Genomic DNA, 25,723 nt, shown 5'->3' on the forward strand with positions numbered 1-25,723 from the left:
GGATGGAAGTCATTGTCGTTGAACCGATAGACGAGGACCTATGTTTCCCCGTCGCTTCGTTCTTGTACCCGCTGAATATGGCGGGGCAGATTTTTCGCGATTCGAGCGATGCCTCGGCACGCTTCCGGCGGTTCGGGCGAGTGAACGCAACTCCTAGCGATCTCGAGATTTGGGAGGACCTTGTTCGTGACGGAGTGAACCCCGAAACATCATTTCTCATAGTTAGGACAGAAAAAAGAGAGCCATCAAAGGCACCGTATCTCGTCCATACCGGCTACGAACTGCCGCTTTTATTGAGCGGGCGAAAAAGACTGGGTTGGATTGACGTTCATCCAAACCTAAGTCCTCTCGATGAATTCCGGCTTTCCTGTCTCGAAACGTATGTCGAAAAGGGGCTGCTGTACAAGAGGGACAACACTGTACCGGAGGGCGGAGGACGGCTGGGCGCTGTTTACTACACTCCCCCATCCGACGCCTGGCGGGTCGATGCTTACGATTTTCTGCATAAGGAAGCAGGAAAGGTCGGGGGGTGGAGCGAGACATTCGAAAGGATGCTCGGCGACCTCATGGGATATTCCACCGAAGCAAACAACTGGTGGATTGAAAGGTGTGTGCGCGATGACGTGTTTCCGTCCGGCATGCGATATTTCCTTTCAGTTACTTCCCAGGAACTGTCGGTCATCGAATGCTGCGGATTCCGTGCCCTGCCATGGGCGACGCGCGACACTTTTACGCTCTATAGCGATATTGAGCAGAGTAGCGATGGCTACGCGTGCCTGATTGCGTCGCAACTCGATGCCGTTGCGATTGTGCGCGTCATTGTTCCGCTGCCCAAAATCAGGAAGATAGCAACCGAGTCCGAACGCGGCACGTGGGACGTTCTATCCGCCGATATGCCGACGCTAAATGACTCGCTTCGAGGCAACGTAACGATCATCTACAAAGCTTAATCGTCCAATCTCTGCACCGATCGTGGTGAGCCGCTATGTTGCGACATCCGGCTCGAGCCCACGATTGATGAATAGCAGCTACTCATAGTTACCGAGTACTCATTGAGCGTCAAGAGCCCGAATAGAACAGTGGCCGGGTTCACTCCTCAGACGAACCCGTTCGAGCAAGGCGGGTTCTTCGCAGGGACATCCGGCTTCGAGATACCTGCTGCGAGGGGCCGGTTTGAGTGCCTCGATCCACGCTTCCACTTCGGCCAAGTCCCACACGCGATTAACCGCACCATCGACGACCTGTATATTTTTCACACCTGTACACATACCTGTAGTCGCCGGAAGCTTTGGTTGGCTTGGAGGCGCGGCGGGAGGCGGTCTCGGGCGGGAGGCATCGATTGTCGCGTCACTGCCGCACCTCCGCGGTAAGCGCCCGGTCATCCGTAAGCGCCTAGCGATCCCATCTTGAGTTGCATGGAAGGTCTTGGGAGCATCGTATCCACTTAAATAGGTGGACACGTGAAAACTATCGAAGAAGAAGCGGCAGTTGGCCGTCGCCGACGCCGGCGCTATAGCGTCGAGTTCAAAGTCCAGGTGGTGGCAGCCTGCCAGGGGCCTGGGGTATCGCTCGCGGCCATCGCGTTGCACCACAAGCTGAACGCAAATCTGCTCCGACGTTGGGTAGAACAGGCCGAAGGGAACGAGCGCTTTCTCGTCTCGCGTGACGATGTGACTGTGCAGTCGGCAGTGGCGCCGGCAGCCTCAAACGCTGGGAGGCGCTTACGCGCTATCTCGACGACGGACACGTGCCCATAGACAACAACTGGGTTCATGCCGCTAGCGGCATGAACCCAGTTGTTGCAGAAGAGACGACGGCCGCGAAAGGGGGCATAGCAGCGGAGCGGCGCTGCCGTTCCGTTTCGACATGTGGGGACCCACACATACTGCTCACAATTGATTCATCGATGATAGCGCCGTCAAATCGCGAACTTGTATAGATTCTGTGGGGCGCGCCGGAACCACGTGTTTACCAGTACTTGAAATTTTCAATTTGTTGCTATTAACTGAGACGGACGCGTAACGCAATGTAACGTTAGGTAACTAACAGTTACAAGCCGCGGATAACTGATGCTAGTTGCAGAAGTTTGAGAGCTTCCGCCACGAAATCAATGGATAGCGGATTGTAGGTATGCGGGCTTGATCGCCGTTCCGGGGCAGCGATCAGTGCGACTTCAACCAGTTTTGCGCAGTAGCTGACAATTGCCATTGGGCGATCTCAATGCGAATGATGTGTGCTTGAAATCGAGCATCCCGAAGTCAATGAAAGGAACAGTGCATCGCATTTGTTTTTTGGCTAATGCTAGTTTTTTTGATTCCGTTCTGGCGCGATGAGGCCAAAAAATGAAAACGACAAATAACAAATTAAAAGCCGCCAGCGTTTATTTGATAGGCGCCGTTTTTTTCTTCTTTCTTATCGGGATTCGCGCCGAGAGTCTCCCACAGCGCCCGGAATCTCCACCGGTTGCGGCCATCATTCCGATGAGCGTGCCAACGGCGATCGGTGAACGAAGCACACACCTCAAGAACGAGAAGGAGCAATCCTATGATTTCACGGTGGATTTTAGCTACAAAAATGTCACCGAGTTAAAAAATTTGCTCGAATGGGCAAAGAATCAACGTGTTCATCAAGGGATAGAAAATCTTGCTGCTTTGGACCCGATAATATTATCGATATCAATCCACAACGCGAAATATTCTTACTATTTGGATGCAAATTTCATCGCGAATAAGGTGATTTCATCCACTCCGATAGGACGAGACTACGGGTACGTTTCCGTTTTGGTCTTGTCTACTGAGTTGCAGGCGGGCGACTACTGGGTCGAGGTAAAGTCAAGCCGAATTCCGAATAATCTTCAGAAATTTGACCGCCAGATAAAAATATTCCACAGCGCTCACTGATAGAAAAGGACGAAAATGCCAACACTAACAATCAACATTGCAGCTCCGTTCACTCCACTTAATAACGGCGGCACTTCTGTTAGCGGCCATATATGGTATGTGGTTACAGATGATGCCGGCGTTCCCAGTCAATACGGATTCGCTCCTCTATCGGAATTTACCCCGCACGGTCAAGGCACCATTGAATACAACGACAGCGGCACATACAAAAGTGTAAATTATACGAGGTCCGTTCAAATTTCCCAAGCTCAACTTGCGGCTCTGCAAGATTTTGGGAGTTATCCTGCAGGTGACGGCTTTGATGCGTCAACGTACGATGTAATCAATAATAATTGCGTAACATTTGTATGGGCCGCGTTATCCAAAATTGGAATAGTGGAGCCCACCTATTTGCAACTGAGCGGACCAGGGACAGTTCCGTGGGCCAATATCATTGCGGTTGATGCTGCGCTGACCTCGTTTTCCTCCGGTAACGGAACGGAACAGCTTGCAGATCCGAACGCTAGCACATGGTCCAGTTGGAATGGAGGGTGGTCTGTTGGCGGTGGGAACCCATTTCCAAGCCAGATTTACCGAGATGGAATGCTAAGTAACAGTGAGCGCACTACAGTCAATCAGGACGGCTCTTACGATTTGACCGAAATTGATCCTGTATCGAAGGCAATTATTGCATCAGCTCATGTAAACCTAAATGGCGATTACACAGTAACGATTAATGGAGCTAACCTCGCCAAGGCATCGGCGAATTTTAAACTGCCAGCCTGGGCGACGTTGGTATCCAACGTCTACTCCGATACTGTCGGGCAAGGACCTCCAGACGAGAATCCGTTGGAATGGGGACCTAACACTGACGCAATGGCAACCGGCGGTGATAAAGGTCTCGTGGTCATTCAAAAAACGGAGAGCGGAATCACCTTGACCGAGACGTGGGCAGGTTCTCCGAATAAATTTGTGGAGCATTTTTCTGTCGATGGCCAAGTAATCGATGCACGATTCATCGACGAGTTTGGAGAGCGCTTCTATCTTAAGCCCGGCGCTGATTCTCGTCGATATTATTCAGACGATCCTGCGATCTTTCCGGGCGTATCGCCAGATGGCTCACGCCAAAAATATGACGACCAACGTTGGTATTTTTACAATCCACCCGGTTTGCCGACCACATTTGCACCTCCGATACCCGCGATCGCACCGGATCTGACAGGAGGGAACGTGGCCGGATTGGATAGCCAGACGTACAAAGCTGGTGATGGCACTGTGACCTTGTTAGCACCGAATGTCACAGGCACAAACGCGAGCGCTGCGCTGTTGTTGGATCCGACCATTACTGAGGCCAGCGTCAATTTGCGCTTAATTGCAGGAGGGGGAGCTCTCGAGCTTACTGACGGACGAGCCAATGACAGCATCACCATCCAGCTAGGCACCGCTAATACAGCTGCGGTAACGGGGGTTACATTCGGGGACGGCACTACTTGGTCAATCACGGATATGCTCCAGATGGCCGCCGATCAAAATCAGGGTGTAACGCAAATCGTCGGTACCTCAGGCGCGGATACGCTTGTCGCACCCACGGGACCAAGCCAACTGGTGGGCGCCGGAGGCAACGATATCTTTACCGTTGCCGCAGGAAGTGGTGCGGTTGAGATTGACGAACAGGATAGTAGCCAAAATCCTGACATCGTATTGCACCTAACGGGCGTATCGCTTACGGCGCTTTCTGTGAGTGCATCGTTGGACGGCCGGGACCTTGTCCTGAAGGATGGGGTAGCTGGTGATGAAATCGTGCTTGATCGAATGCTGATCGACCCGACTAGCGGTGTTCAGTCGCTCACGTTGTCGGACGGAACGTCACTGTCGGCAAGTCAACTGTGGCAGATGGAAATGACAGGTACGTCCGGCGACGACTTCCTGGTCGGAAATTCCGGTGCCAATGTGCTGGATGGGCACGGGGGCAATGATCTGGTTCGAGGCGGGGGAGGAAACGACACCTTTGTTTTCCAGGCAGGATATAGTCATCTTGAGATCCGGGAAACAGACCCGAATGCATCGGCTGGCAACGTACTGGAGATGGGGGGCGGCATCTCGCAGTCATCACTGACTGTATCAGCAACGGCGGACGGAACTGGGTTGGTAATCCTGGATGGCACTTCTGGGGACAGCGTTGTGCTCGACGGCGCGCTTACAAGTGCGTCGAACGGCGTGCAGCAGATTCAGTTTTCAGACGGATCATCGCTGACCGCCGCACAGCTTATCGGCATGGAGACCACCGGAACTTCCGGAGCGGACACGCTCTACGGTAGTAATCGCGCGGATCTGTTTGACGGTAAAGGGGGTAATGATCTCGAGATTGGCAACGGCGGCAACGACACATTTTCCTATCAAGCCGGGTACGGCAACCTGGAAATTTCCGAATTTGACTGGAATGATGATTCAAATAACGTCCTCCTGCTCGGTACCGGAATCACGGAAGCATCGCTTGTGGTCGGACGCACTGCCGATGGTACGGGCCTCGTCTTAACCGACGGTGTCGTGGGCGATGCAATTACTATCGACAACATGCTCACCAGTTCCTTCAATGGTGTTCAGTCGGTTCAGTTTTCCGATGGCTCGGTGATTTCGAGGGCAGACCTGCTGCAGATGGAGCAGACAGGGACGACGGGCAACGACACACTCGTCGGAACAAGCGGCGCCGATCTGCTGGATGGTAAGGGCGGCAACGATATCGCCATCGGCCGCGGTGGCGATGACACTTTTGTGTTCGCGGCAGGTTATGGCCAACTGGAAGTCGAGGAAAACTCTTCGAGCCCGACCGACCTTAGCACGCTCAAACTGAGAGGCATCAACGAAGCATCAATTCATATTTCGGCAACGCCGGATGGCACCGGGCTCGTTGTTTCGGATGGGGTCGACGGCGACCAGATCATCCTCGACGATATGCTTGCTGGATCGGACCGAGGAGTCGGGCAGTTCGAATTTGACGACGGGACTGTGTGGTCACGCAGCCAGATAATTCAGTTGGAAACGACCGGGACGTCGGGAGACGACACATTGTGTGGATCGCCTGGGGCGGAGCTATTGGATGGCCAGGGTGGGAACGACGTTGAAGTAGGCAACGGTGGAGGCGATACATTCATTTTCAATCAGGGGTATGGCCAGCTTGAAGTCAACGAGGTCGACGACAGCGATACTCCGAACAACGTGTTGCAACTCGGTGCCGGCATTAACCTCGCGTCACTCATTGTCACGTCCGATGGCGTAAACATTTTCCTGGCGGACGGCGTCGATGGCGACCAGATCACCCTCGACGACATGCTTGCCGGTGCTTCGTACGGCGTACAGAAGGTGCAATTTGCGGACGGGACAGCCTTGTCCCGCAGCCAGCTTGTGCAGATGGCTGCAACAGGAACGACTGGTTACGATTCTTTATACGGAACCGATGGAGCCGAGTTATTCGACGGCAAGGGTGGTTCGGACTATGAGCACGGCGGTGGTGGCGAGGACACATTTGTATTTAATCAGGGGTATGGTCAGCTTGAAGTTGATGAGACGGACTATTCCGCAACCCCGGAGAACGTCCTTCAACTTGGCTCTGGCATTAGTGCGTCTTCGGTAACGGTAACGAGCTTCGACGGTGTCAACCTGGTTCTGACAGATGGTGTTGCCGGAGACAAAATCACCCTTGACAACATGTTGTACTCAAATGGCTATGGGGTACAGCAGGTGCAGTTTGCCGATGGCACGACGTGGTCCCGCAGTCAGCTCGTCCAGATGGAAACAACCGGTACGACAGGGGACGACACTCTGTACGGCTCCTACGGACCGGACCTGATCGACGGCAGGGGTGGCAATGATTACGAGCAAGGCAATGGCGGCGGCGATACGTTCATTTTTAATCAGGGATATGGACAGCTGGACATCGTCGAATCGGATACAGCGCCGAATCCGGCGAATGTGTTGGTCTTTGGTCCCGGCATCAGCGCGTCGGCCACAACCGTCAGTGCGACCTCGGATGGAACGGGCATAGTTTTGACTGATGGCACAGTCGGCGACCAGGTTACCCTGGACCAGATGCTTGCGGGCGGAAGTGGAGTACAGGAGGTACAGTTTTCGGACGGAACGACCTGGTCTCGTGGTCAGCTAATCCAGGTGGAACTCGCGGGTGCAACAACGGGCAGCGATACGCTTGCAGGTAGCAACGGCGCGGATTTCTTCGATGGCAAGGGCGGAGATGATCTCGAAATCGGAAACGGCGGCGGAGACACGTTTATCTTTGATCAAGGCTATGGGCAACTGGAGATCAATGAAGACGACCAGGACATAAATCCCGATAACGTCCTGCAACTAGGTTCGGGAATTAACGAATCTGACCTGACCGTCAGTGCGGGCGACTATGGCACTAACCTTGTCTTGACGGACGGCACATCCGGAGACCAGATCACCCTGGACCGCATGCTTCTTGGAAGTGAATATGGAGTGCAGGTCGTACAGTTTGCTGATGGTGCGACGTTGTCTGCCGCCCAGCTTCTTCAGCTCGAAATGACCGGCACGAGTGGCAATGACTCGTTGTACGGTACAACGGGCCCGGACCTGCTCGATGGGAAGGGGGGTAATGACCTCGAGGAGGGTAACGGCGGGAACGACACCTTCATATTCAACCAGGGATACGGTCAGCTCGATATTGCCGAACAGGATTTCGGACCAAACCTTCAAAACGTCCTGAAGCTGGGCGCGGGCATCACCGAATCGTCGATTACGGTTAGCGAAAGTTCGCCCGTCGACATTCAAATATCGGACGGCACGCCCGGTGATCAGATCACGCTCGATTACATGATCGAGGACGGCTCGCACGGTGTACAGAGCTTCGAATTTGCCGACGGCACGATCTGGTCGCGAGACCAGGTCATGCAGATGGCAACGACGGGCACGACGGGCAACGATAGCCTCTACGGTTCGATGGGCGCGGATGTGCTTGATGGAAATGGAGGTAACGACTACGAAGAAGGCGGCGGTGGCGGAGACACGTTCATTTTCAATCAGGGCTACGGTTCGCTCGAGATCGACGAAGCCGATTACAGCGCGCATCCCGCCAACGTGTTGAAGCTGGGACCTGGCATCACTACGTCCGCGGTCATAGTGAGCGCCACTGCCAACGGCCAGGGATTAGTCCTGCATGACGGCACGGCCGGGGACCAGATTACGATCGATAGTATGTTGTCCGACGCTGCGTCCGGCATCCAGTCTGTGCAGTTCGCCGATGGCACCACGTGGTCGCGCCAGGAACTGGTCCAGATGGAGACTACCGGTACGGCCGGCAACGATACGCTGTACGGGTCGACAGGAGACGATACATTCGATGGCCAGGGCGGCACCGACCTTGAAATCGGCCGGGGCGGAAATGATACATATGTGCTGAAGCCCGGGTACGGTGCGTTATCGATCGAGAACGGCAATTCCGCACACTGGTGGTCCTCGGGGACCGGTGGTGAGCTTTCGATCCAGGAAGCTGCGCCGCAGGATCTCTGGCTGCAGCGGGTCGGCAATGCTTTGCAGGTCGATCTGATGGGCTCGTCGACTTCGGCCACCATAGCGGACTGGTACGGCGATAACTACAGCCAGCTGGCCGCGATCGACGTTTCTGATGGAACGCCCGGTGGCTCCTATGCGCTCGATTCACAGGTCAGCCAGCTGGTGCAGGCGATGGCAACTTTTTCTGCCAACAACCCCGGATTTGATCCGACGTCCGCCGCTAATCCGGTCGTAACTGACCCGATCGTCCTCGCAGCTGTCAATACCGCGTGGCATCAGTAACTTTGCCATCACGTCCCCGCCGCCTTCAAGGCGACGGGGATTTCTGCAGATAGTCAGGCACGTGTCGGGCCGTAGTATCGCCTTGCCTGCACATCCTCTATCACAGACGCGGCCTCCGTCAAAGACCTGGTGAACGGCGCGCACGGTGATAACCACCTCATCCGATACGCGACTTATTTGTAAATTGGGAAATGGAAAGGTTTAGATAGGCATTCGTAATAAAACTCACTGCGCATACGACGTGGGCTTGCCCGCCAGAGTTGTCTCTCAGAAGGAGAAACTTTGGAAAAACAAAGCGCGGTACGAAATACCTAAGCTTTTGCCGACCGTTCACCCATTCAAATTAATTTGCAGTAATCTTGCAACCTTTGGTAAATATTGTTTCATAACGTAAGCGCAGCTTCCTCGCATATCGCGCGCAATTGCCAAGGTTCAGAATCGATGGGAAATAAGGGGCGGATAAAAGGTCTGGCACGGCTATGCGTCGGCTATCTGATCATCGGCCAGTTGGCTGTTTACGGTCTCGATAGTCGCGCCGAGCCCAAGTACCCCAAATTCTCCCAAGCGTCGGGAGACATAGCAAGGTTCTGGAATCACGCGGTATCCGGCCGCCCTGCGGCGAACCTGGGCATGCCACTCGAAAGAAGGCCCGCAGCCACCAATTTCCATCCGTCGTTGCTTGTCGAATTCTCCGAATCTGATGCGGTGATGATTGGTACTGCTACTGCGCCTTCGGCAGATCAAGCACCCTCCACTTATGCGGCCGACGCGCAAATTTCCGTGGCGTTTTTAACGCGAGTCGGCCGAAACTGGACGGTCAGAAGGCCTCCCCTCATTATTGGTGAAAGCGGATTTGGAGGGGTGCCAGGAAAATTATCACTGAGCTGGATCGCGTCTGGAGAAGTCGGCGTAGCGCTTGTTAGCCAGAGTTGCTCGCAGGGTATATGTGAGAGATGGCTCTCGGTCATTCGGCTAACTCCGAGTGACGGGATGTTGCTCGGCGACCGGATACCCTTAGCGGGCAATAACATCGCTGCCGTGCAAGGTTGCGAGGCTGCTATCAACTCAGGAAGGAGGGTAGTTACTCCTCTTAACGACTTTGCGAGCAGTCTGGATAGTACTCACTCCGGCGCGGCCCCTTTTTCGGGCGAAACGAACGGCTGCTTTCGAATTGTGGGCGAGCCTCGATTCACAAGGGGGGGCACCACACTCCGTATCCACTTCCGCGCGCGGTTTGCAGAGCCCGATCTAAGGAGGCTTCGCGAAGCAAACTATGTCGCCGAATACGTACTAGACAATGGCAAGTATATTTTGCAGCGTGGCACGAATCCTGTGCCGAAACTTTAAGAATCACAAGTATTAGACACATCATTTAAAAACACGAATCGGGGAAGAAATGAGCGGATCGAACTGGAATGGAATTACCGTCGCGGCAATTCCGGGGCAATCGACGGTGCCGGCCTACGTGGCTGGAAATATCATCGCAAAGGCCGTGAGCACTTGGCAGGCGATGGGGATTCCTGGGAATGTCATCGCCTTCGGCATAGCGATGATGAACACTGAGTCCGGGTACAACGTTTCAGCTCAGGCCCCTGGTTCGACGGGATATGGTCTCGGTCAGTTTTTGACCGGCTCGCTTCAAGACGCGCTAACTCTTTATAACAAGACGTATGACGGTGATTTTACAGCGGCAGACTATCAGTCGAGTGCGGAGGCCCAGATTGATATCATAGGCGGGTCTCTCCAGACGGTGTGGAACCGGGCTGTCGCGTTGCAGGCACAAAATTCGGGCCTAGCCTCTCAACCCACCGCAGATGTCGCGTACGGTATATGGCACCAAGGCTTATATGCATCGTCAACAAGTGTACAAGGATTCCTTGGCAGCTCAACGTTCACCACTAACGTAAGTACGACGTTCAACGGAACCCTCGCCGCTGTTCCCAGCGCGATCGGAGGGACTAATGTTCACGATCAGCTCGTAGATGATGCAATAACCACGCAAATCCAGCAAAGCGGACAACTCGCCTACTCAGATGCCAACGCGTATTACCAACAGCAGTTGAAGCAGGTAGAGACTAGCCAAGGCCTAAGCGCCGAGGACGCTCGGAACTATCTTGCGAGTCAGTACGGAGTATCAACGTCGTCCCCCGCGCCTGGCGTGGCGACCATATCCGAAACATTTGACCTTACTAATTCGGTAGGAATAGCAAGTGCGTCGAACGTACTGACGGAACTGGAGATACCGTTGTCGAGCACTCAAACGGCATCTGGTGGGCAAGATGATAGCGACACAGACCCCGAAGCGACCGCGGCCCTGAACGCTGCGAATCGGCAGTCGGTACTAAATCAATGGACTGCACTCCTCGGGAATATTTCCGGCGCGACTTCTGTGTCGGTCGATGGATCTAACCAGAGCGTAAGCGTCACAGGATCGAACGGGACGGTTACGGTAAACCTGGACGGAACAGCCACCTTTACACGGACGACAGGCGGCATTGTCTCTTCGGTTACAACCTACAATTCCAGTGGACAGCAGCTTCAGGTGACTGCATTTAATTCTGAAGGGGCAACCACCAGCCAAAGCACGGATGCTTACAATTCAGCGGCAGTTCTAGACGGATCCACATTCTCGCTCAACTCGATCGATGCAGATGGCAATCCTCTGGCAATTACATTGGGTGAAGATAGTAGTGGTGACGTAACCAACGTTGAGTTTGCGGGCGGATCGGTATTGCTGGGTCCGTCGGCCCAGCAATCCTCTTTGATATCGAGCGACGCGCTAACCATTTCGGTAGGTCCGAGCGGTACCGCGCAAATTGCACTGCAGAACGGCGAAGCAAGCGGCAGCCCCGTCGACGTTTCCGGCATCGAATCGATGACGTTGAATCTCGACGGCAGCTACTCGATCGTTGACCAATCAGGGAATGCCTATTCGTTGCAACCGCTAAGTGGTTCATCAAACTACGTGCTCGGCAATTCAAGTGGCACGCTGAATGTGACGCTGGATACCAACTCACTAGCGAGCATCAATTTGGGCCAAAGCATTTCCATACAGACGTTGGCGGGTGGCACCTTCACAGTTCCTGTATGGGGCGGGTCCGCCACCCTTGGTTCAGCCAACTTGGGTGACGCAACGGTTGAAGAAGGTTCATCGGTAACGATTGGCTCAGGTACCATCGATGTCAGTGCGCCCGGCAGCGGTACCACACAACAGTACTCGTTTGCGTCGGATGGCTCCGTTTCGTCCCTCGCCACGTTTGATGACTCAAGCGCGCAGACGTCGCCCATTACTGTTGAATCGTACGATTCTGATGGCAATACGACGCAGTTGTTGACCAACTACGCAAACGGAACGTCGCAGATTCAGGCGTTCAATCCTGAAGACCCATCCGCAGGGTACATCACTCAGACAGAGAACTTCTCCGGGATCAATGGCACGGGAACGCTTGTCAACAAAACGACCGACTTTATAAATGGATTGTCGGAAGTCGATAGTTATAACACTGCAGCGGGGGCTTTGGTTACCAAAACTCTCTACTCCGATCTCGACGGAACTGGCGAGGTTTTAAGCACCACAACCAACTTTACGGACGGCACGTCGATCGTGACGACGTATGCATCGGCTGATACGTCTGACGAAGGTGGCCTGTCGTCCGACGGTATAACAGCCGTGACTACGACCTATTCGGGATGGGACGGGACGGGCTCCGTTCAGAGTACGGTTTATTCAACCGCAACCGAAGGAACTATTTCGGATGGTCAAGTCGGTAGTGTTCTCGGATCGGCCATAGGAAAGATTCTCGGCGGTAATAACGTCGTTGAGAGCATCGGGTTTTCGTCCGTGCTCGGTGTAATCGGCAAAGACCTCGGCGAGGCGATCGACTTGCAAAACGCCGACGGCGGTACCGCGGGCGACATGAGCGGAACAATTCAGAATCTCGCAGATTCGGCACTTCCTGATGTCTTAACAGCCGGGGTAGGAGCTGTCGGAGCGTACCTGACCGGAGATCTGGTTAAGGACTTGGGAATTACTGGCCTGCCTGCTGAAGTCGTAGATACAGGTGCTGGTTTTGTCGTCTCGACAATCGCTACGAATCTCACAAGAGAAGCTTTGGGGGCTACGAATGTGGCATGGGATTCTGGTCTCAGCCTGACCAGTTTCACAGGTGCATTCGCAGGATTCGCCGGCGTTGAACTCGCGACCTTGACGATCAAGTGGGACAGTCCACAAGAAGAGGAAGCTGCAGAAATCGGCGCAACTCTCGGCGCCGCAGTAGGGTCCATCTGGGGTCCCTGGGGCAGCTTTGCGGGGGGGCTAATCGGAGATATTCTTGGTGGAATTGTTGGAAGCGCGTTTGGTGGCACCTACCCTAAGGACCCCAGCGTTTATGGAACGCTCGTAATTAACCAGAACTCCAGTAGTCCATACTCATACCAGCTAACTGGCGTTAAAGACAACGGTCCGGTCTCGTACCTCAATAGCCTTGGCACCGTTATTTCAACGGAGCTGAATGAGATTCTGGCGCAAGTCGGTGGCACAATTTCTAACGCTCAGCAAGCAAGCGGCCAAATGCACCTGGTTGTTGACGCTGTATCGGGACAACTAGGTTATGGTGATTATTATGAAAACAACATCGGCACGGATTCTTCTGTTGGCTCCCAGATAACGAATGCCGTTTACAAAGTAGGCGCGTACAGTGATTCAAAAGCTTCGAGCTATATTAGTGCCGTGGTGTTCGAGCAGCTTTCAGACCTGTCATTTGTCGGTGGCGATGTCTATGTCGAGAAGGCAATTAACGAAACAGTTTACAACTGGGTATCATCGGAGGTTCAGTCAATTGCATCGGCGGCCGAGGGAAGTGGCACGCAGAACGGACAGCCGGATGTCTCCGTCAACACTTTGGTCGGAAATATTCAGATTGCCAAGGACTATGAGAAGTATCTTGCGAACGACAGTGCAATCAATGGATTGATCGCACAGAATCCGACAAGTAATTTCGCGGCCGGATGGATTATCGAGTTGGAAGAGGCAGCTAGTCTCGGCCTCAACGACCTGGCTGCGAGCAATCAGCAACCCTGGCCACCAAACACGCTCAAGTGGGGTACTGTGACCGCCAAGGATCGGTATCCAGACGACCTTGAACAGGTACTTGAGGACCCGGTTCTTACTTCCGCGTTTTCTAACGATATTGCAGAACTTTCCGGTTCCGATCTTGCCCTCACGCTGGCTCGCGACTCGTTGCCGATGACAGTCAACGGCAACGATAACCGCATCGGCATCACTGGAAACACTGAGACTTTCGTTTTCAACGGAAGCAATAATGTCTTTGTCGCTAACGGAAACGGCAGCACTGCAACGGTCAATGGTGACTCCGATAGCGTCTCGATGTATGGGAATGGCAATTCCGTCACCGTCAACGGTAGGTATACCAGTATCGTTGTTTCAGGCTTGGGCAACACTGTAACTAATGCCAACGGATCTGTGACAGTCGGCGACAGTAGCAGTGCGACGATCAACGGCGTCGCTGAAAACATAAGCCTTTCGAACCTCGGGTCCGTGAGGGTTAACGGCGGCAATATGATCGTCAATGTCGGCGGCGACAGCAATACCGTTGTCGCGAATGGCAATGATGAGCAGTTCAAATTGGCCGGCGACTCAAATACGGTAACAGGGAATGGTCAGGGTGACGAATTCAGCCTCATCGGTACGAACGAAAATGTCACGTTGGGCTCGGGTTCAGTGTCCCTTGCAGACGAAGTCACAGCGTCTGTCAATGGCGAGAGTCTGGGGGTCACCATCGGCAACCAGGATAATCTGACTCTTAACGGCCAATATTCCGGCGTTAACGTAGATGGCAATGGCGATACGGTGGTACTGAACGGCACATCGCTGGGAGTGACGGGTACCGCTAACGCTGGGAAGTTCACGTTGAACGGATCGGGCGATTCAATTTCGCTATCTGGCAGCAACAACGTGCTGACAGCTAATGGAAACGGCAACTACCTGACCGTTTCCGGAAGTAACAACCAGTTGGTCTCTAACGGACAGCAGTCTACGGCGACCGTTTCGGGCAGCTCGGAGAACGTGAGCATTGCAAATGGCACGGCCATTTTGCAAAACAGTTCCACCGCGACAATCAACGGCGTTTCTGACGTGATCAACGTCTACAACACGACGCAATTGACGGTAAACGGCGGAAGCATGAATTTCTCCGCAAACGGGGGAGAAAACACGGTCACCCTGAACGGTGATGGCGAAAGTGTCAGCGTACAAGGATCGAACAACGCGATTACGGACAATGGCGGCAATGAGAGCGTGCTTGTCAACGGTGACAGCAATAACGTGACCGAAAACGGCGTTGACGAGCGGGTCACCGTCAACGGCAGCTACGATGCGGTCCAGGGCCAGTTAGACAGTACGACTGTGACAATCAATGGGACGGGCGGTGCAATCACGGCGACTGGCAACAATAACCTCCTGACCGAGAACGGCACCAACGAATATCTGACAGTCACCGGGAACAACAACAACCTGAACGCGAACGGCCAGCAGATTACCGCGTCGCTGTCTGGCGCTGGCAATACGATATCGATCGGTAATGGCATTGTCTCGCTATCAGATAACGCGGGTGGTACGGTGAATGGTGTGTCGGATCAGGTGAACGTGCGCAATACGTCGCAGCTTACTGTTAACGGCGGGAGTATGTCGTTAGCGGTGAATGGCAATCAGAACACCATCACGGCAAACGGCAATGCAAACAACTTTAGTGAAGAGGGCTCCAGCAACCTTATCACCGGAAATGGCAGTAATGATTCGTTTTCGTCCAACGGTAACTACAACGATGTCACGCTGAACGGCAACAATGAGACCACATATATCAATGGGACCGACAACGTACTCGCGGTCAATGGCCAGAACAATCAGATAACGTTCGCTGGCACAAATAACACCTTGCACGCGGGCGGCGCCTCGGCGTTTGTTCTCGATAACAGTACTGCCGACTTCGAAGGTGGCGGGGATAGCGTCACCGTTTATAACGGGGATACCGTTACTGCAAACGGAAGTGGGTTTTCGATCACGGAAACCGCGACCAATAGCAGTGTCGTAGCCAACGGTGACTACAACGTCGCAACGGTAGGTGGTAACCACAATACCGTGACACTTAACGGAAACAGTGGGCAGGTGGATCTCAGTGGGTCACTCAATACCGTAACCGTGTCTGGTCAGGATTCGACGCTAGCCGTGAGTGGCGTACAGCAGGCGCTCGCGGTCAATCAGGGAAACATCGGCATTGGCGCCGGAAGTCAGGCCGGTTTGACAGGCAACGGCAACATGGTGACCCTTGATGCATCCGACACGTTCACGGTAAACGGTTCCAACAACTGGGTAAATGCCGCGTCGAACGATTCCGTTACGTTGATGGGTGCCGGAAACGGGATTGGCGGCGACGCAACAGGCGTGACGGCCGTTCTCGAAGGCAATGGGCAGTATGCGATCCTTAGCAACGACGCGATTACAGTTGGAGCAGGGATTCAAGCCAGCGTCACTGGCAGCAACAATGCCGTAGGCGTTGGAGCGGGCGGGACGCTTGACCTGACCGGCAACGGCAACTCCCTGCAGATGACAGGTGCTACATTGAATTTGACCGATAGCGCCGCGGTCACTGGAAGCGATCCCGAAGCTGGCAGCAGCGCAAGCGGTTTCGCCGTTAATGGATTCGATTTTACGTCCTATAACGCAGGGCAGTTTTCATCGGCTGCGGGGGCACAATCGTTGCAATCGCTGGCAGACACCGGAGCCAACTCGGTCTCGCTGGTGGTAACCCAGTATGTTCAGAACGTCACGGACACGAATATCGAATCGACCAGCGCCACCGAGTCGGATGCAAGCCTGGAGTTGGCGATCAGCGAAGCTCAAGCGGATGGGCTGGGCGTCACACTGAAGCCCCATCTGGATGTTTCGGACGGGACATGGCGTGCGTACCTCGACCCGTCGAATGTCGCTCAGTTCTTCAGCAACTATCAGGCAATGATTGTTCACTATGCCGAGATAGCACAGGCTACCGGTGTCGGGACGCTAGTGATCGGGACGGAGATGGAATCCTTAAGCGGGACCGCTTACGAACCGTATTGGGATACGCTGATTGCAGCTGTGCGCCAGGTCTATTCTGGGCAACTGACCTACGCATCCGGATGGAATGAAACTGCCAATGTCAGTTTCTGGAACAAGCTCGATATTATTGGCGCGGACGCATATATCCCCGTGACCGACATTACGGATCCCACGGTTCAGCAACTCGAAACCGGATGGACTACGATGTCGAGTAATAGCTACGACGCGTCGGTTATGGACAACATGGCTCCCGTCGACTTTTACAAGAGCCTCTCTACGGAATACGACAAACCTGTTCTGTTCACGGAAATCGGCTATCAAAGCGTCAACGACACCAACGAACTTGAGGGAGCTTTTGGCACATCAAACTGGGTGGACTTCCAGCAACAAAGCAACGCGCTCCAGGCGTTCTTTTCGACGTTCAGTCAGAACGGTGGAAACTGGTTTGAGGGGGCATATTTGTGGAACTGGGAGGCCAATCCTGCTGGGGTAGAAGCTGGAGACTTCAGTGTTCAAGGAAAGGCCGGCCTGAACATCGTCGACTACTGGTATGGACTCAAGAGCGGCGCGCAGTCAGGCAGCTCCACGCCGAATACGCTCACGGGCGATTCAAATACCATCACGGTGGGCGCTGGCGATGCGCTCGACTTGACCGGCAGCGACAATCAGATCACGCTGGGAACCAGCGCAGGGGTCAGCGTCTCGGGTTCGGGCAATCAGGTGCAGGTAACTGGCGGCAATAACGTCATCCAGACCAGTGGATCCACAACCATTGATTTGTCAGGGGCAGGCACAACGGCGATGATTGCTGGCGACAGCGATACCGTATCTGCCACTGGAGCCAACGACGGGCTTGCCATAACCGGTGATAACACGAACGTTAGCTTGATCGGAAATGGCGAAGCTTTGACCATTTCCGGCAACAATTCGACTGTGAACATCGACGGCAATGGCGACACAGTATCCATTAGCGGCGATCAAAGCACCATTACAGTCAGCGGCATGGCTGCCGTCATACAAACGACCGGGTCGACCGACGTGGCCCTTGGCAGCGGAACAGATACGGTTACTCTGGGGAACGGCGTTGGCCATGTCACGCTTGGAAGTGGTAACGATACTATTTTCCTCGAGGACAACGACGTCCTCACTGACAATGCCTTGGCTGGAGATAGCATGAACGTCGCAAGTACGGTCATCACTGAAAGTGGCAGCTCGCAGCCCCAGACGAATGAGTTGGCCTTTAGCGCGGCGAGTAGTGACCAACTCTGGTTCTCCCGTTCAGGCAACGACCTTCTCGTTAGTGTCATCGGAACGTCGTCGCAAATCGACATTACCGGCTGGTACAACGGAAGTTCGCAGGCTGTCCAGTCATTTGACGCGGCGGATGGCAAAGTACTGACAAGCAATGACGTAAACGCACTTGTCAGCGCGATGGCCGCGTTTAGTCCTCCTGCGGCTGGCTCGATCACACTGCCTGAAAGCTACCAGAACCAACTTCAACCGGTCATTGCGGCGAACTGGCATTGATGTCACTGATGACTCTGGCACGACCCGCGGGTTGTTCGTATGGCTTGCAGAATGTCATCCGCAACGGCGGGTCGGTCGGTGGCAAAAAAACGCTCAAGTCGGCAGTATTTTGTGTCGTTACCCAGAGATGCGGGGGAGCAAAACGGCTTGCGATGGACCAATTTATTCCGATCGACCTTCTATCCAATCGTCGATACCCAGTCCAGCAGAATGCAATGTGCAGTTGAGAGGCTGCAGCAATACAAGAAATGACACAAGACGACATCGAGACGCCGGTCCGCGGTCAATCCGCGCCCGGCAATGCAGACATTCCTGCTGCGGACGCCGGTCTGACAGCGCTCGTGCGCATTGCGCGCTTCCACGGCATCGCTGCAGATGCGGAGCAGTTGCGTCACACGGCGGGCATTGCGTCGAACAGCTTCACCGCTTCGGATCTGTTGCTGGCTGCCCGTTCGATAGGGCTGAAGGCTCGCCGCGTCAAGGTCACGGCTGAGCGCCTTGCGCGCGCTTCGTTTCCGGCGCTGGTGCTAGACCAAGCGGGCGAACACTTCATCCTTGCCGGATGCGATGCACAGAAGGCGTTGGTGATGGAAGCGAATGCGGGCAGCCCGACCGTAATTCCGCCGCCTGACGTGCTGAGTCGCTCCGGCGGCGAGATGCTATTTTTTGCGTCGCGTGCGTCACTCGCGGGCGAACTCGCGCGTTTCGATTTTTCCTGGTTCATCCCGGCGGTCGTCAAATACCGACGCCTGCTGCTCGAAGTGCTACTGGTTTCGCTGATCCTGCAGGTCTTCGGACTCGTCTCGCCACTGATGTTCCAGGTAGTGATGGATAAGGTGCTGGTCAACCGTGCATACAGCACGCTGAACGTGGTCTGCGTCGCGTTACTGGTCAGTTCGGTCTTCGAGGTGCTGCTCACCGGCTTGCGCAACTACGTGTTCTCGCACACGACCAACAGGATAGATGTCGAACTCGGTGCGCGGTTGTTCCGCCATCTGCTGACGTTGCCGCTTGCATACTTTGAAGCGCGCCGCGTTGGCGACACGGTTGCGCGCGTGCGTGAACTGGAGAACATCCGCAGCTTCCTCACTGGCCAGGCACTGACCGCAGTGATAGACATGATCTTCTCCGTGATCTTTCTCGGCGTGATGTGTGTGTACAGCGTGTGGTTGACGTTGATCGTTGCCGTGTCGTTGCCGCTCTACGCGATCACGTCGATCACGCTAAACCCGATCTTGCGTGAACGGCTTAACAACAAGTTCGCGCGCGGCGCGGACAACCAGTCGTTTCTGGTCGAAGCGGTATCGGGCGTGCAGACGGTCAAGTCGATGGCAATCGAGCCGCAGTTCACGCGGCGCTGGGACAACCAGCTCGCCGCCTATGTGACGGCGAGCTTTCGGGTGAACGCGCTTAGCAACGTCGGCCAGCAGATCATCCAGGTGATCGGGAAGTTCGTCACGCTCGCAACATTGTTCTTCGGGGCAAAGCTGGTGATTGACGGTCGCCTGACAGTCGGGCAGCTGGTCGCCTTCAACATGATGTCACAGCGGGTCGCCGCGCCTGTAATTCGCCTCGCGCAGCTGTGGCAGGACTTCCAGCAGGTCGGCATTTCGATGATGCGCCTGGGCGACATCCTTAACTCGCGCACCGAAGTGCCTCAAAGCCGGCAGGCATTGCCGGCTTTGAAGGGCGACGTTAGCTTCGAACAGGTGCGCTTCCGCTATCGCGCGGACGGTGCGCCGGTGCTTGATGGCGTCGACCTGACGATTCGCGCGGGTGAGGTGATTGGCGTTGTCGGTCGCTCGGGCTCAGGTAAGAGCACGCTGACCAAACTGCTGCAGCGTCTGTATGTTCCCGAACACGGCCGCGTGCGCATCGACGGTATCGACCTGGCGCTCGCCGACCCTGCATGGCTCCGACGCCAGATCGGCGTCGTGTTGCAGGAGAATCTGCTGTTCAACCGGTCGATTCGCGACAACATTGCCGTCACCGATCCGGGCGCGACGCTGGAGACGGTGATGCACGCCGCGAAACTGGCGGGCGCGCACGACTTTATCACCGAGCTACCCCAAGCGTACGACACGATGGTCGGAGAGCACGGCTCGACGCTATCCGGCGGACAGCGCCAGCGTATTGCGATTGCGCGGGCACTGGTTACGAACCCACGTATCCTGATCTTCGACGAAGCGACCAGCGCGCTCGACTTCGAAACCGAGCGGGTTATCCAGAACAACATGCGTTCGATGTGCCAGGGGCGCACCGTGATCATCATCGCGCACCGGCTGACAGCGGTGCGTCACGCCGATCACATCATTGCAATGGATAGAGGCCGGATCGTCGAGCGGGGCAATCATGCACAACTCGTTGAGAAGGGCGGCTACTACGCGCACCTTGTGTCGCTGCAAAACGGGTAACGGCGATGAATCTGACTCCGATCCGCTTTCAGGCGTTGGGCGACCTGTTGCGCCGCTACAGCACAATTTTCCGGACCGCATGGTCGATCCGCGCCCAACTCGATACGCCACATCGCACTGCGAGCGAGCTGGCATTCCTGCCGGCCAACCTCGAACTGACCGAGACACCGGTGCATCCGGCGCCGAAGTGGTCGATGCGCATTGTCGTGCTGCTGGCGGTCATCGCGCTGCTGATCGCCGTGTGTGGGCGGCTCGATATCGTCGCGGTCGCGAAAGGCAAACTTATTCCTAGTGCACGCGTGAAGATCGTACAGCCGGCGATTACGGGCGTAGTGCGGCAGATTCTGGTGCACGACGGCCAGCGCGTGACCGAAGGGCAGCCGATCATCGTGCTCGACGCGACGCAGGCCGCTGCCGATGCGGACAAGGCCCGCTCGGCGCGGGTGGAGGCCGCCTTGTCCGCGGCGCGTTCGCGAGCGTTGCTTGATGCGCGTGCAAAGAGCCAGCCTCCGGTGTTGGCGCCGGTTGACGGCGCGTCGCCCGACCAGCAGGCCGAAGCGCAACGTTTCGCGCAAGGGCTCTATCGTGAGTATGTTGACAAGTTGAATGCGGCGCAGGCTGAACTGCTCAAGCGTGAAGCCGAACTCGACTCGACCCGGCAGGAAGTCGCGAAGCTGCGCGCCACTGCGCCGCTCGCACGCAGCCAGGCGAATGACTATAAGTCACTGGCGGTGGATCACTACGTGGCTGAACACGATTATCTGCAGAAGCAGCAGACCGCACTTGAGCAGGAACACGAACTTGCCGCGCAGCAGAGCCACGCGCAGGAGCTCGTGGCCGGCATCGCCGAACAACGCGCAACGATCGAACAGACGACGTCGCAGTTCAACCGCGAGCAACTCGAAACACTCGACAAGGCTAACCAGCAGTTTGCGCAAAACAGCGGTGATGAGACCAAGGCCGTCACGCGTCAGCAACTGCTGACGCTGCATGCGCCGGTTACAGGTACGGTGCAGCAACTGAACGTGCATACGCTGGGCGGCGTGGTGACGACCGCGCAGGCCCTGATGGAGGTGGTCCCCGACGACGCGGTCGAAGTTGAAGCGACCATCGAGAACAAGGACGTGGGTTTCGTCAACGTGGGGCAGCAGGCGGTGGTGAAAATCGAAGCATTTCCGTACACCCGATACGGCTATCTGACTGGCACGGTGACGGCATTGTCTAACGACGCGGTGCAGGATAAGGACAAGAAGCAGGGCTTGAGCTTTACCGCGCGCATCCGGTTGCCGCGCGGGCAGATGTTCATCCACGACAAGTGGATCAATCTGACGCCGGGAATGGAAGTGACTGCCGAGATCAAGACAGGTCGGCGCAGCGTTGCAGGATATTTCCTTGATCCTCTGGTGCAGACTGCGCAGGAGAGTCTGCATGAGCGGTAGTCCGTCGAGAATGCGGGGGCGTTCACAGTACACGTTATATCTGTCGTTGCTGGTTTTCGTATCGCAGCCGGTGCTGGCCTTCGACGTTCTGCGCACCGAGGGTGCGATACCGCCGACTGCTGCGGCATCGCTTGTTGCGACGGGCCTCGACGGCAATATTCGGCCGTGCCAGTTCGGCGCGCCTGGTGTTCCGCTGCGCCTTGAGGAGGCAGTCGACCGATCGCTTTGCGAGAATCCGAAGACACGTGAAGCGTGGGCCAATGTGAAAGTGCAGGCGGCCAACGTCGGTGTTGCGCGTGCGGCCTATCTGCCGACCGTAACGGCGAACTGGCAAGACGTGCGCGACGACTCGGTGACCGACATCACCGGTCACCCGGCTTTGAGTTCGGCCGATCGCGCATCGATCCACACTGCGTCGGTATCACTGAATTGGGTGTTGTACGACTTCGGTGGGCGTGAGGCGGCGCTGCGAAACGCTGACCAACTGCTGGCCGCCGCGCGCGCAAATCAGGACGCGACGTTACGCTCCGCCTTCTCTACGGTCGCCACAGACTACTATGCCGCGCAGGCGGCGGCCGGCAAGCTAGCGGCGGCGCAGGAAACCGAGCAAACCGCACACGACAGCTTTGTTGCGGCGTCGGCGCGTGTCGCTCACGGTGTGGCGGCGATCACCGACCAGCTCGAAGCGCAGACCTCGTACGCGCAGGCGACCTTCGCTCGCGCGAAAGCTGACGGCGACCTGAAGACGGCACTGGGCACGCTCGCGTCGGACATGGACCTGAACCCGTCCGAACCGATCGCGGTGCCTCCGGTTAACGACGGCGTCGCGCCAGACCTCGACTTCTCGGAGTCGGTGACCGAGCTGATCCAGCAGGCCGAGCAGCAGCATCCAAGCGTGGCAGCTGCGCGTGCACAACTCGAAGCAGCGGTCGCGAAGGAGCAGCAGACGCGTGCACAAGGGTGGCCGACCCTCAACTTCGTGGCGAAGTACAGCCAGAACAACCAGCCCGCGAGCCTTGGCCTGGGTGAGCCGCAATTTCCGGCGACCGGTCACGACTGGTACTTCGGTGTGCAGGTACAGATTCCGCTCTTTGAAGGGTTCGGACGGACCTATCAGGCGCGTCAGGCGCATGCGCAGGTCGAGGTGCAGCAATACACGCTTGACGAAGCGACGCAGCAGGTCGGCCTCGACGTGTGGAAGACCTACCAGTCGCTGCAGACGGATCTGCAGAACACCGGGAATACGGCTGCGTTGCTCAACATCGCGCAGCGCAGTTTCGACGCAGCGAAGCACCGGTATACGGCGGGGGTTGGCAACATTCTGGAGTTGCTGCATGCCCAATCGCAACTGGCAGACGCGCATCAGCAACGGATCCAGGCGCTCACGGACTGGCGTGCTGCGCGGCTACAACTGGCCGCGAAGCTTGGGCGGCTGGATTTACAGGATCTGCACTTGGGTGAGCGTTAAAGAACGCGCTCCACGCACTCAGACAAGAATCCTGGCAAGCTGCTCGGGCTCGCTCCGGCCATGCCTTTCATACTTGTCGCCCATACCGACCTTGGATTGCGTGGACGTTCGACGGCCCACCGGCATTATAAAATTTCAAAATAATTACTCTATATTTCAAAATCATTTCATTGAAATTATTCTGACGAATTGATTGACATTGGATTACGTGCGGCATAGTGTATATCCCATAAGTAAGAATCTGCGAAAGGCAGGCATATTGAGAGAAAAATACCGAGGGGCGCATGAAAAAAATATCCGGGGATATAGTCTTTTTCTCATCAATACTCGCCACCATCGTGGCGTTCATCGCATCGTCTGTAGCACGCCTTCGAACTGGTCACGCCTGTCAGCGCGGGTGTCAGCACGTCGCGCGTACCCGTCAGGGCTGGCACTGTGCACCATTCGCGCGAGTAATGCCGACTAGATAACGATCCATTCGGCATATAACGACGTATGGACGGTTAATCAATTCGTTTTTTATTAACGGTAATCGCCACATTCAATCGTGATGGTTACTGGTTTGCCACATTGCCAATTGCGCATCGCGCTCCCGTATGCAAAGAAGTGAGTTACTGACGATGGAATATCGACTGACGGATCGCATCCGGATGGGCCTGCCTGCGACTGCGCGGCGCACACGCGAAGCGACAGCAAGTTGGATTGCGGCGGTCGGCCGACGCATCGGGCCGGGTGACAGAGGGCGCTTGACGTGGGTCTGTCGGACCCACACCGCGCCGCGCCCGCGAGCGGACATCGAATCGTGAAGATCCTGCTGATTCATCAGAACCTGCCGGCGCAATTTCGCCATCTGATGTTTCATTGCGCGCAAGATCCGCGCGTCGAGGTCGTCGCGATCGGCGAACGCAAACGCGTCCGCGAGAACATCCGGCGGCCGGTGGACGGCGTGCGTTTCCTCGGCTACGACTTCACGCCGACGCCGCGCGATCGTGTACCACGCGATCTGTGGACCGCCGACAACGCTTTGCGCCGTGGCCGTACCGTCGCGGCATGCATGAAGCAGCTCGCCGCCGACGGTTTCCGCCCCGACCTTGTCTACGGCCATCCTGGCTGGGGCGAGATGCTACACGTGAAGGACGTGTTTCCGCATGCCCGCGTGGTCAATTACTGCGAGTTCTATTTCAATCGCGACGAGCAGGATTACCAGTTCGACCCTGAGTTTCCCGATGTCGATCCTGAAGGCCTGCGCATCCGCACTGAGAACATGCCGCAGCTCGTCAGCTTGGTCGCGGCGGACGCGGGCATCAGCCCGACGCAATGGCAGCGCTCGCGTTACCCGACGCTGTTTCAGCCAAGCATCGAGGTTGTGCACGACGGCGTCGACCTCGATCTGGTGAAGCCGAATCCTGTTGTGCGCATGCACCTGCCGCAACGCGGCGTCACGTTGACGCGCGACGATCAGGTGATTACCTACGTGGCGCGTAACCTCGAACCGTACCGTGGTTTTCATCGCTTCATGCGCGCATTGCCGACACTGCAGCGACGCCTGCCACGCGCTCACGTGGTGATCGTTGGCGCCGACGGCGTGTCGTACGGTAAGCCACCCGCGAAGGGGACGTGGCGAGAACAATACCTCACCGAAGTCGCCCCGCGACTGGATGCGTCGCGTGTCCATTTTCTGGGCCGGCTGCCGTATGTTGACTACTTACGCGTACTCCAACTGTCGACCGCACATGTTTACCTGACCTATCCGTTCGTGTTGTCGTGGTCGATGCTTGAGGCGATGGCTGCGGGCGCAGTGGTGGTCGGTTCGCGGACCGCCCCGGTCGAAGAAGTGATAGAGCACGGCCGCAACGGGTTGCTGGTCGATTTTTTTTCCCAGGACGAACTGGTCGATGCGCTCGCGAACGTGTGCGACGACGCGCTGCGGGCGGCAAGTTTGCGCACCGGAGGGATTGCGACTGTGCGTGAGCGGTTCAGTTTGCGCGATCTGTGCCTGCCGCGGCAGATCGAAGTGCTTGGGCTCCGCAGGCGCGTGGCAGCTTGAAGGGTTGCAC

The 25,723-nt window shown here is 56.0% G+C and carries 9 protein-coding genes and 2 pseudogenes; 10 read left to right on the forward strand and 1 reads right to left on the reverse strand.

Annotation, left to right across the window (positions count from 1 at the left end; all coding sequences use genetic code 11):
* The first annotated feature begins 2 nt into the window (after positions 1 to 2).
* From PQQ86_RS25930 to PQQ86_RS25940, 3 genes and pseudogenes are all read left to right on the forward strand, one after another.
* Complete coding sequence (locus PQQ86_RS25930; RefSeq protein WP_408273364.1) at positions 3 to 950, forward strand: hypothetical protein; 948 nt, start codon at positions 3 to 5, stop codon at positions 948 to 950.
* A gap of 510 nt (positions 951 to 1,460) precedes the next feature.
* Positions 1,461 to 1,649: pseudogene (locus PQQ86_RS25935) on the forward strand (transposase); the annotation flags it as partial.
* 50 nt (positions 1,650 to 1,699) lie between these two features.
* A pseudogene (locus tag PQQ86_RS25940) lies at positions 1,700 to 1,771 on the forward strand (IS66 family transposase); the annotation flags it as partial.
* A 278-nt stretch (positions 1,772 to 2,049) separates the two neighbouring features.
* On the opposite strand, the gene PQQ86_RS25945 reads toward PQQ86_RS25940, so the two are convergent.
* On the reverse strand, positions 2,050 to 2,208 hold the full coding sequence (locus PQQ86_RS25945) for a hypothetical protein (RefSeq protein ID WP_408273365.1): 159 nt from the start codon (positions 2,206 to 2,208) through the stop codon (positions 2,050 to 2,052).
* Between the two features lie 134 nt (positions 2,209 to 2,342).
* On the opposite strand from PQQ86_RS25945, the gene PQQ86_RS25950 reads away from it, so the two are divergent.
* The 7 genes from PQQ86_RS25950 (at position 2,343) to PQQ86_RS25980 (ending at position 25,713) form a co-directional block, all read left to right on the forward strand.
* Positions 2,343 to 2,900, forward strand: coding sequence for a hypothetical protein (locus tag PQQ86_RS25950; RefSeq protein ID WP_408273367.1), 558 nt, complete (start codon positions 2,343 to 2,345; stop codon positions 2,898 to 2,900).
* Positions 2,901 to 2,915: 15 nt separating this feature from the next.
* Entirely contained in the window at positions 2,916 to 8,705 is a 5,790-nt protein-coding gene (locus tag PQQ86_RS25955; protein ID WP_408273368.1) for a beta strand repeat-containing protein, read from the forward strand.
* 1,396 nt (positions 8,706 to 10,101) lie between these two features.
* Positions 10,102 to 18,345 (forward strand): glycoside hydrolase family 113, encoded by an 8,244-nt coding sequence (locus PQQ86_RS25960; protein WP_408273371.1) that lies wholly within the window; start codon positions 10,102 to 10,104, stop codon positions 18,343 to 18,345.
* A 248-nt stretch (positions 18,346 to 18,593) separates the two neighbouring features.
* Positions 18,594 to 20,759: a type I secretion system permease/ATPase gene (locus PQQ86_RS25965; RefSeq protein ID WP_408273374.1), complete on the forward strand. Its 2,166-nt coding sequence runs from the start codon at positions 18,594 to 18,596 to the stop codon at positions 20,757 to 20,759.
* A 5-nt stretch (positions 20,760 to 20,764) separates the two neighbouring features.
* Positions 20,765 to 22,198, forward strand: coding sequence for an HlyD family type I secretion periplasmic adaptor subunit (locus PQQ86_RS25970; RefSeq protein WP_408273376.1), 1,434 nt, complete (start codon positions 20,765 to 20,767; stop codon positions 22,196 to 22,198).
* Entirely contained in the window at positions 22,188 to 23,666 is a 1,479-nt protein-coding gene (locus PQQ86_RS25975; RefSeq protein WP_408273379.1) for a TolC family protein, read from the forward strand. Before PQQ86_RS25970 ends, PQQ86_RS25975 begins: the two co-directional genes overlap by 11 nt.
* An 802-nt stretch (positions 23,667 to 24,468) precedes the next feature.
* Positions 24,469 to 25,713, forward strand: a complete 1,245-nt coding sequence (locus tag PQQ86_RS25980; RefSeq protein ID WP_408273382.1) for a glycosyltransferase — start codon at positions 24,469 to 24,471, stop codon at positions 25,711 to 25,713.
* Positions 25,714 to 25,723: the final 10 nt, after the last annotated feature.

The organism is Paraburkholderia sediminicola, from assembly GCF_046026675.1.
GTDB lineage: Bacteria > Pseudomonadota > Gammaproteobacteria > Burkholderiales > Burkholderiaceae > Paraburkholderia > Paraburkholderia sediminicola_F.

Bases quoted from the DNA above. Each gene is read 5' to 3' on its own strand.
- PQQ86_RS25970 (WP_408273376.1), top strand. From the start codon at position 20,765: ATGAATCTGACTCCGATCCGCTTTCAGGCGTTGGGCGACCTGTTGCGC.
- PQQ86_RS25975 (WP_408273379.1), top strand. From the start codon at position 22,188: ATGAGCGGTAGTCCGTCGAGAATGCGGGGGCGTTCACAGTACACGTTA.
- PQQ86_RS25960 (WP_408273371.1), top strand. From the start codon at position 10,102: ATGAGCGGATCGAACTGGAATGGAATTACCGTCGCGGCAATTCCGGGG.
- PQQ86_RS25945 (WP_408273365.1), bottom strand. From the start codon at position 2,208: ATGGCAATTGTCAGCTACTGCGCAAAACTGGTTGAAGTCGCACTGATC.
- PQQ86_RS25950 (WP_408273367.1), top strand. From the start codon at position 2,343: ATGAAAACGACAAATAACAAATTAAAAGCCGCCAGCGTTTATTTGATA.
- PQQ86_RS25965 (WP_408273374.1), top strand. From the start codon at position 18,594: ATGACACAAGACGACATCGAGACGCCGGTCCGCGGTCAATCCGCGCCC.
- PQQ86_RS25930 (WP_408273364.1), top strand. From the start codon at position 3: ATGGAAGTCATTGTCGTTGAACCGATAGACGAGGACCTATGTTTCCCC.
- PQQ86_RS25955 (WP_408273368.1), top strand. From the start codon at position 2,916: ATGCCAACACTAACAATCAACATTGCAGCTCCGTTCACTCCACTTAAT.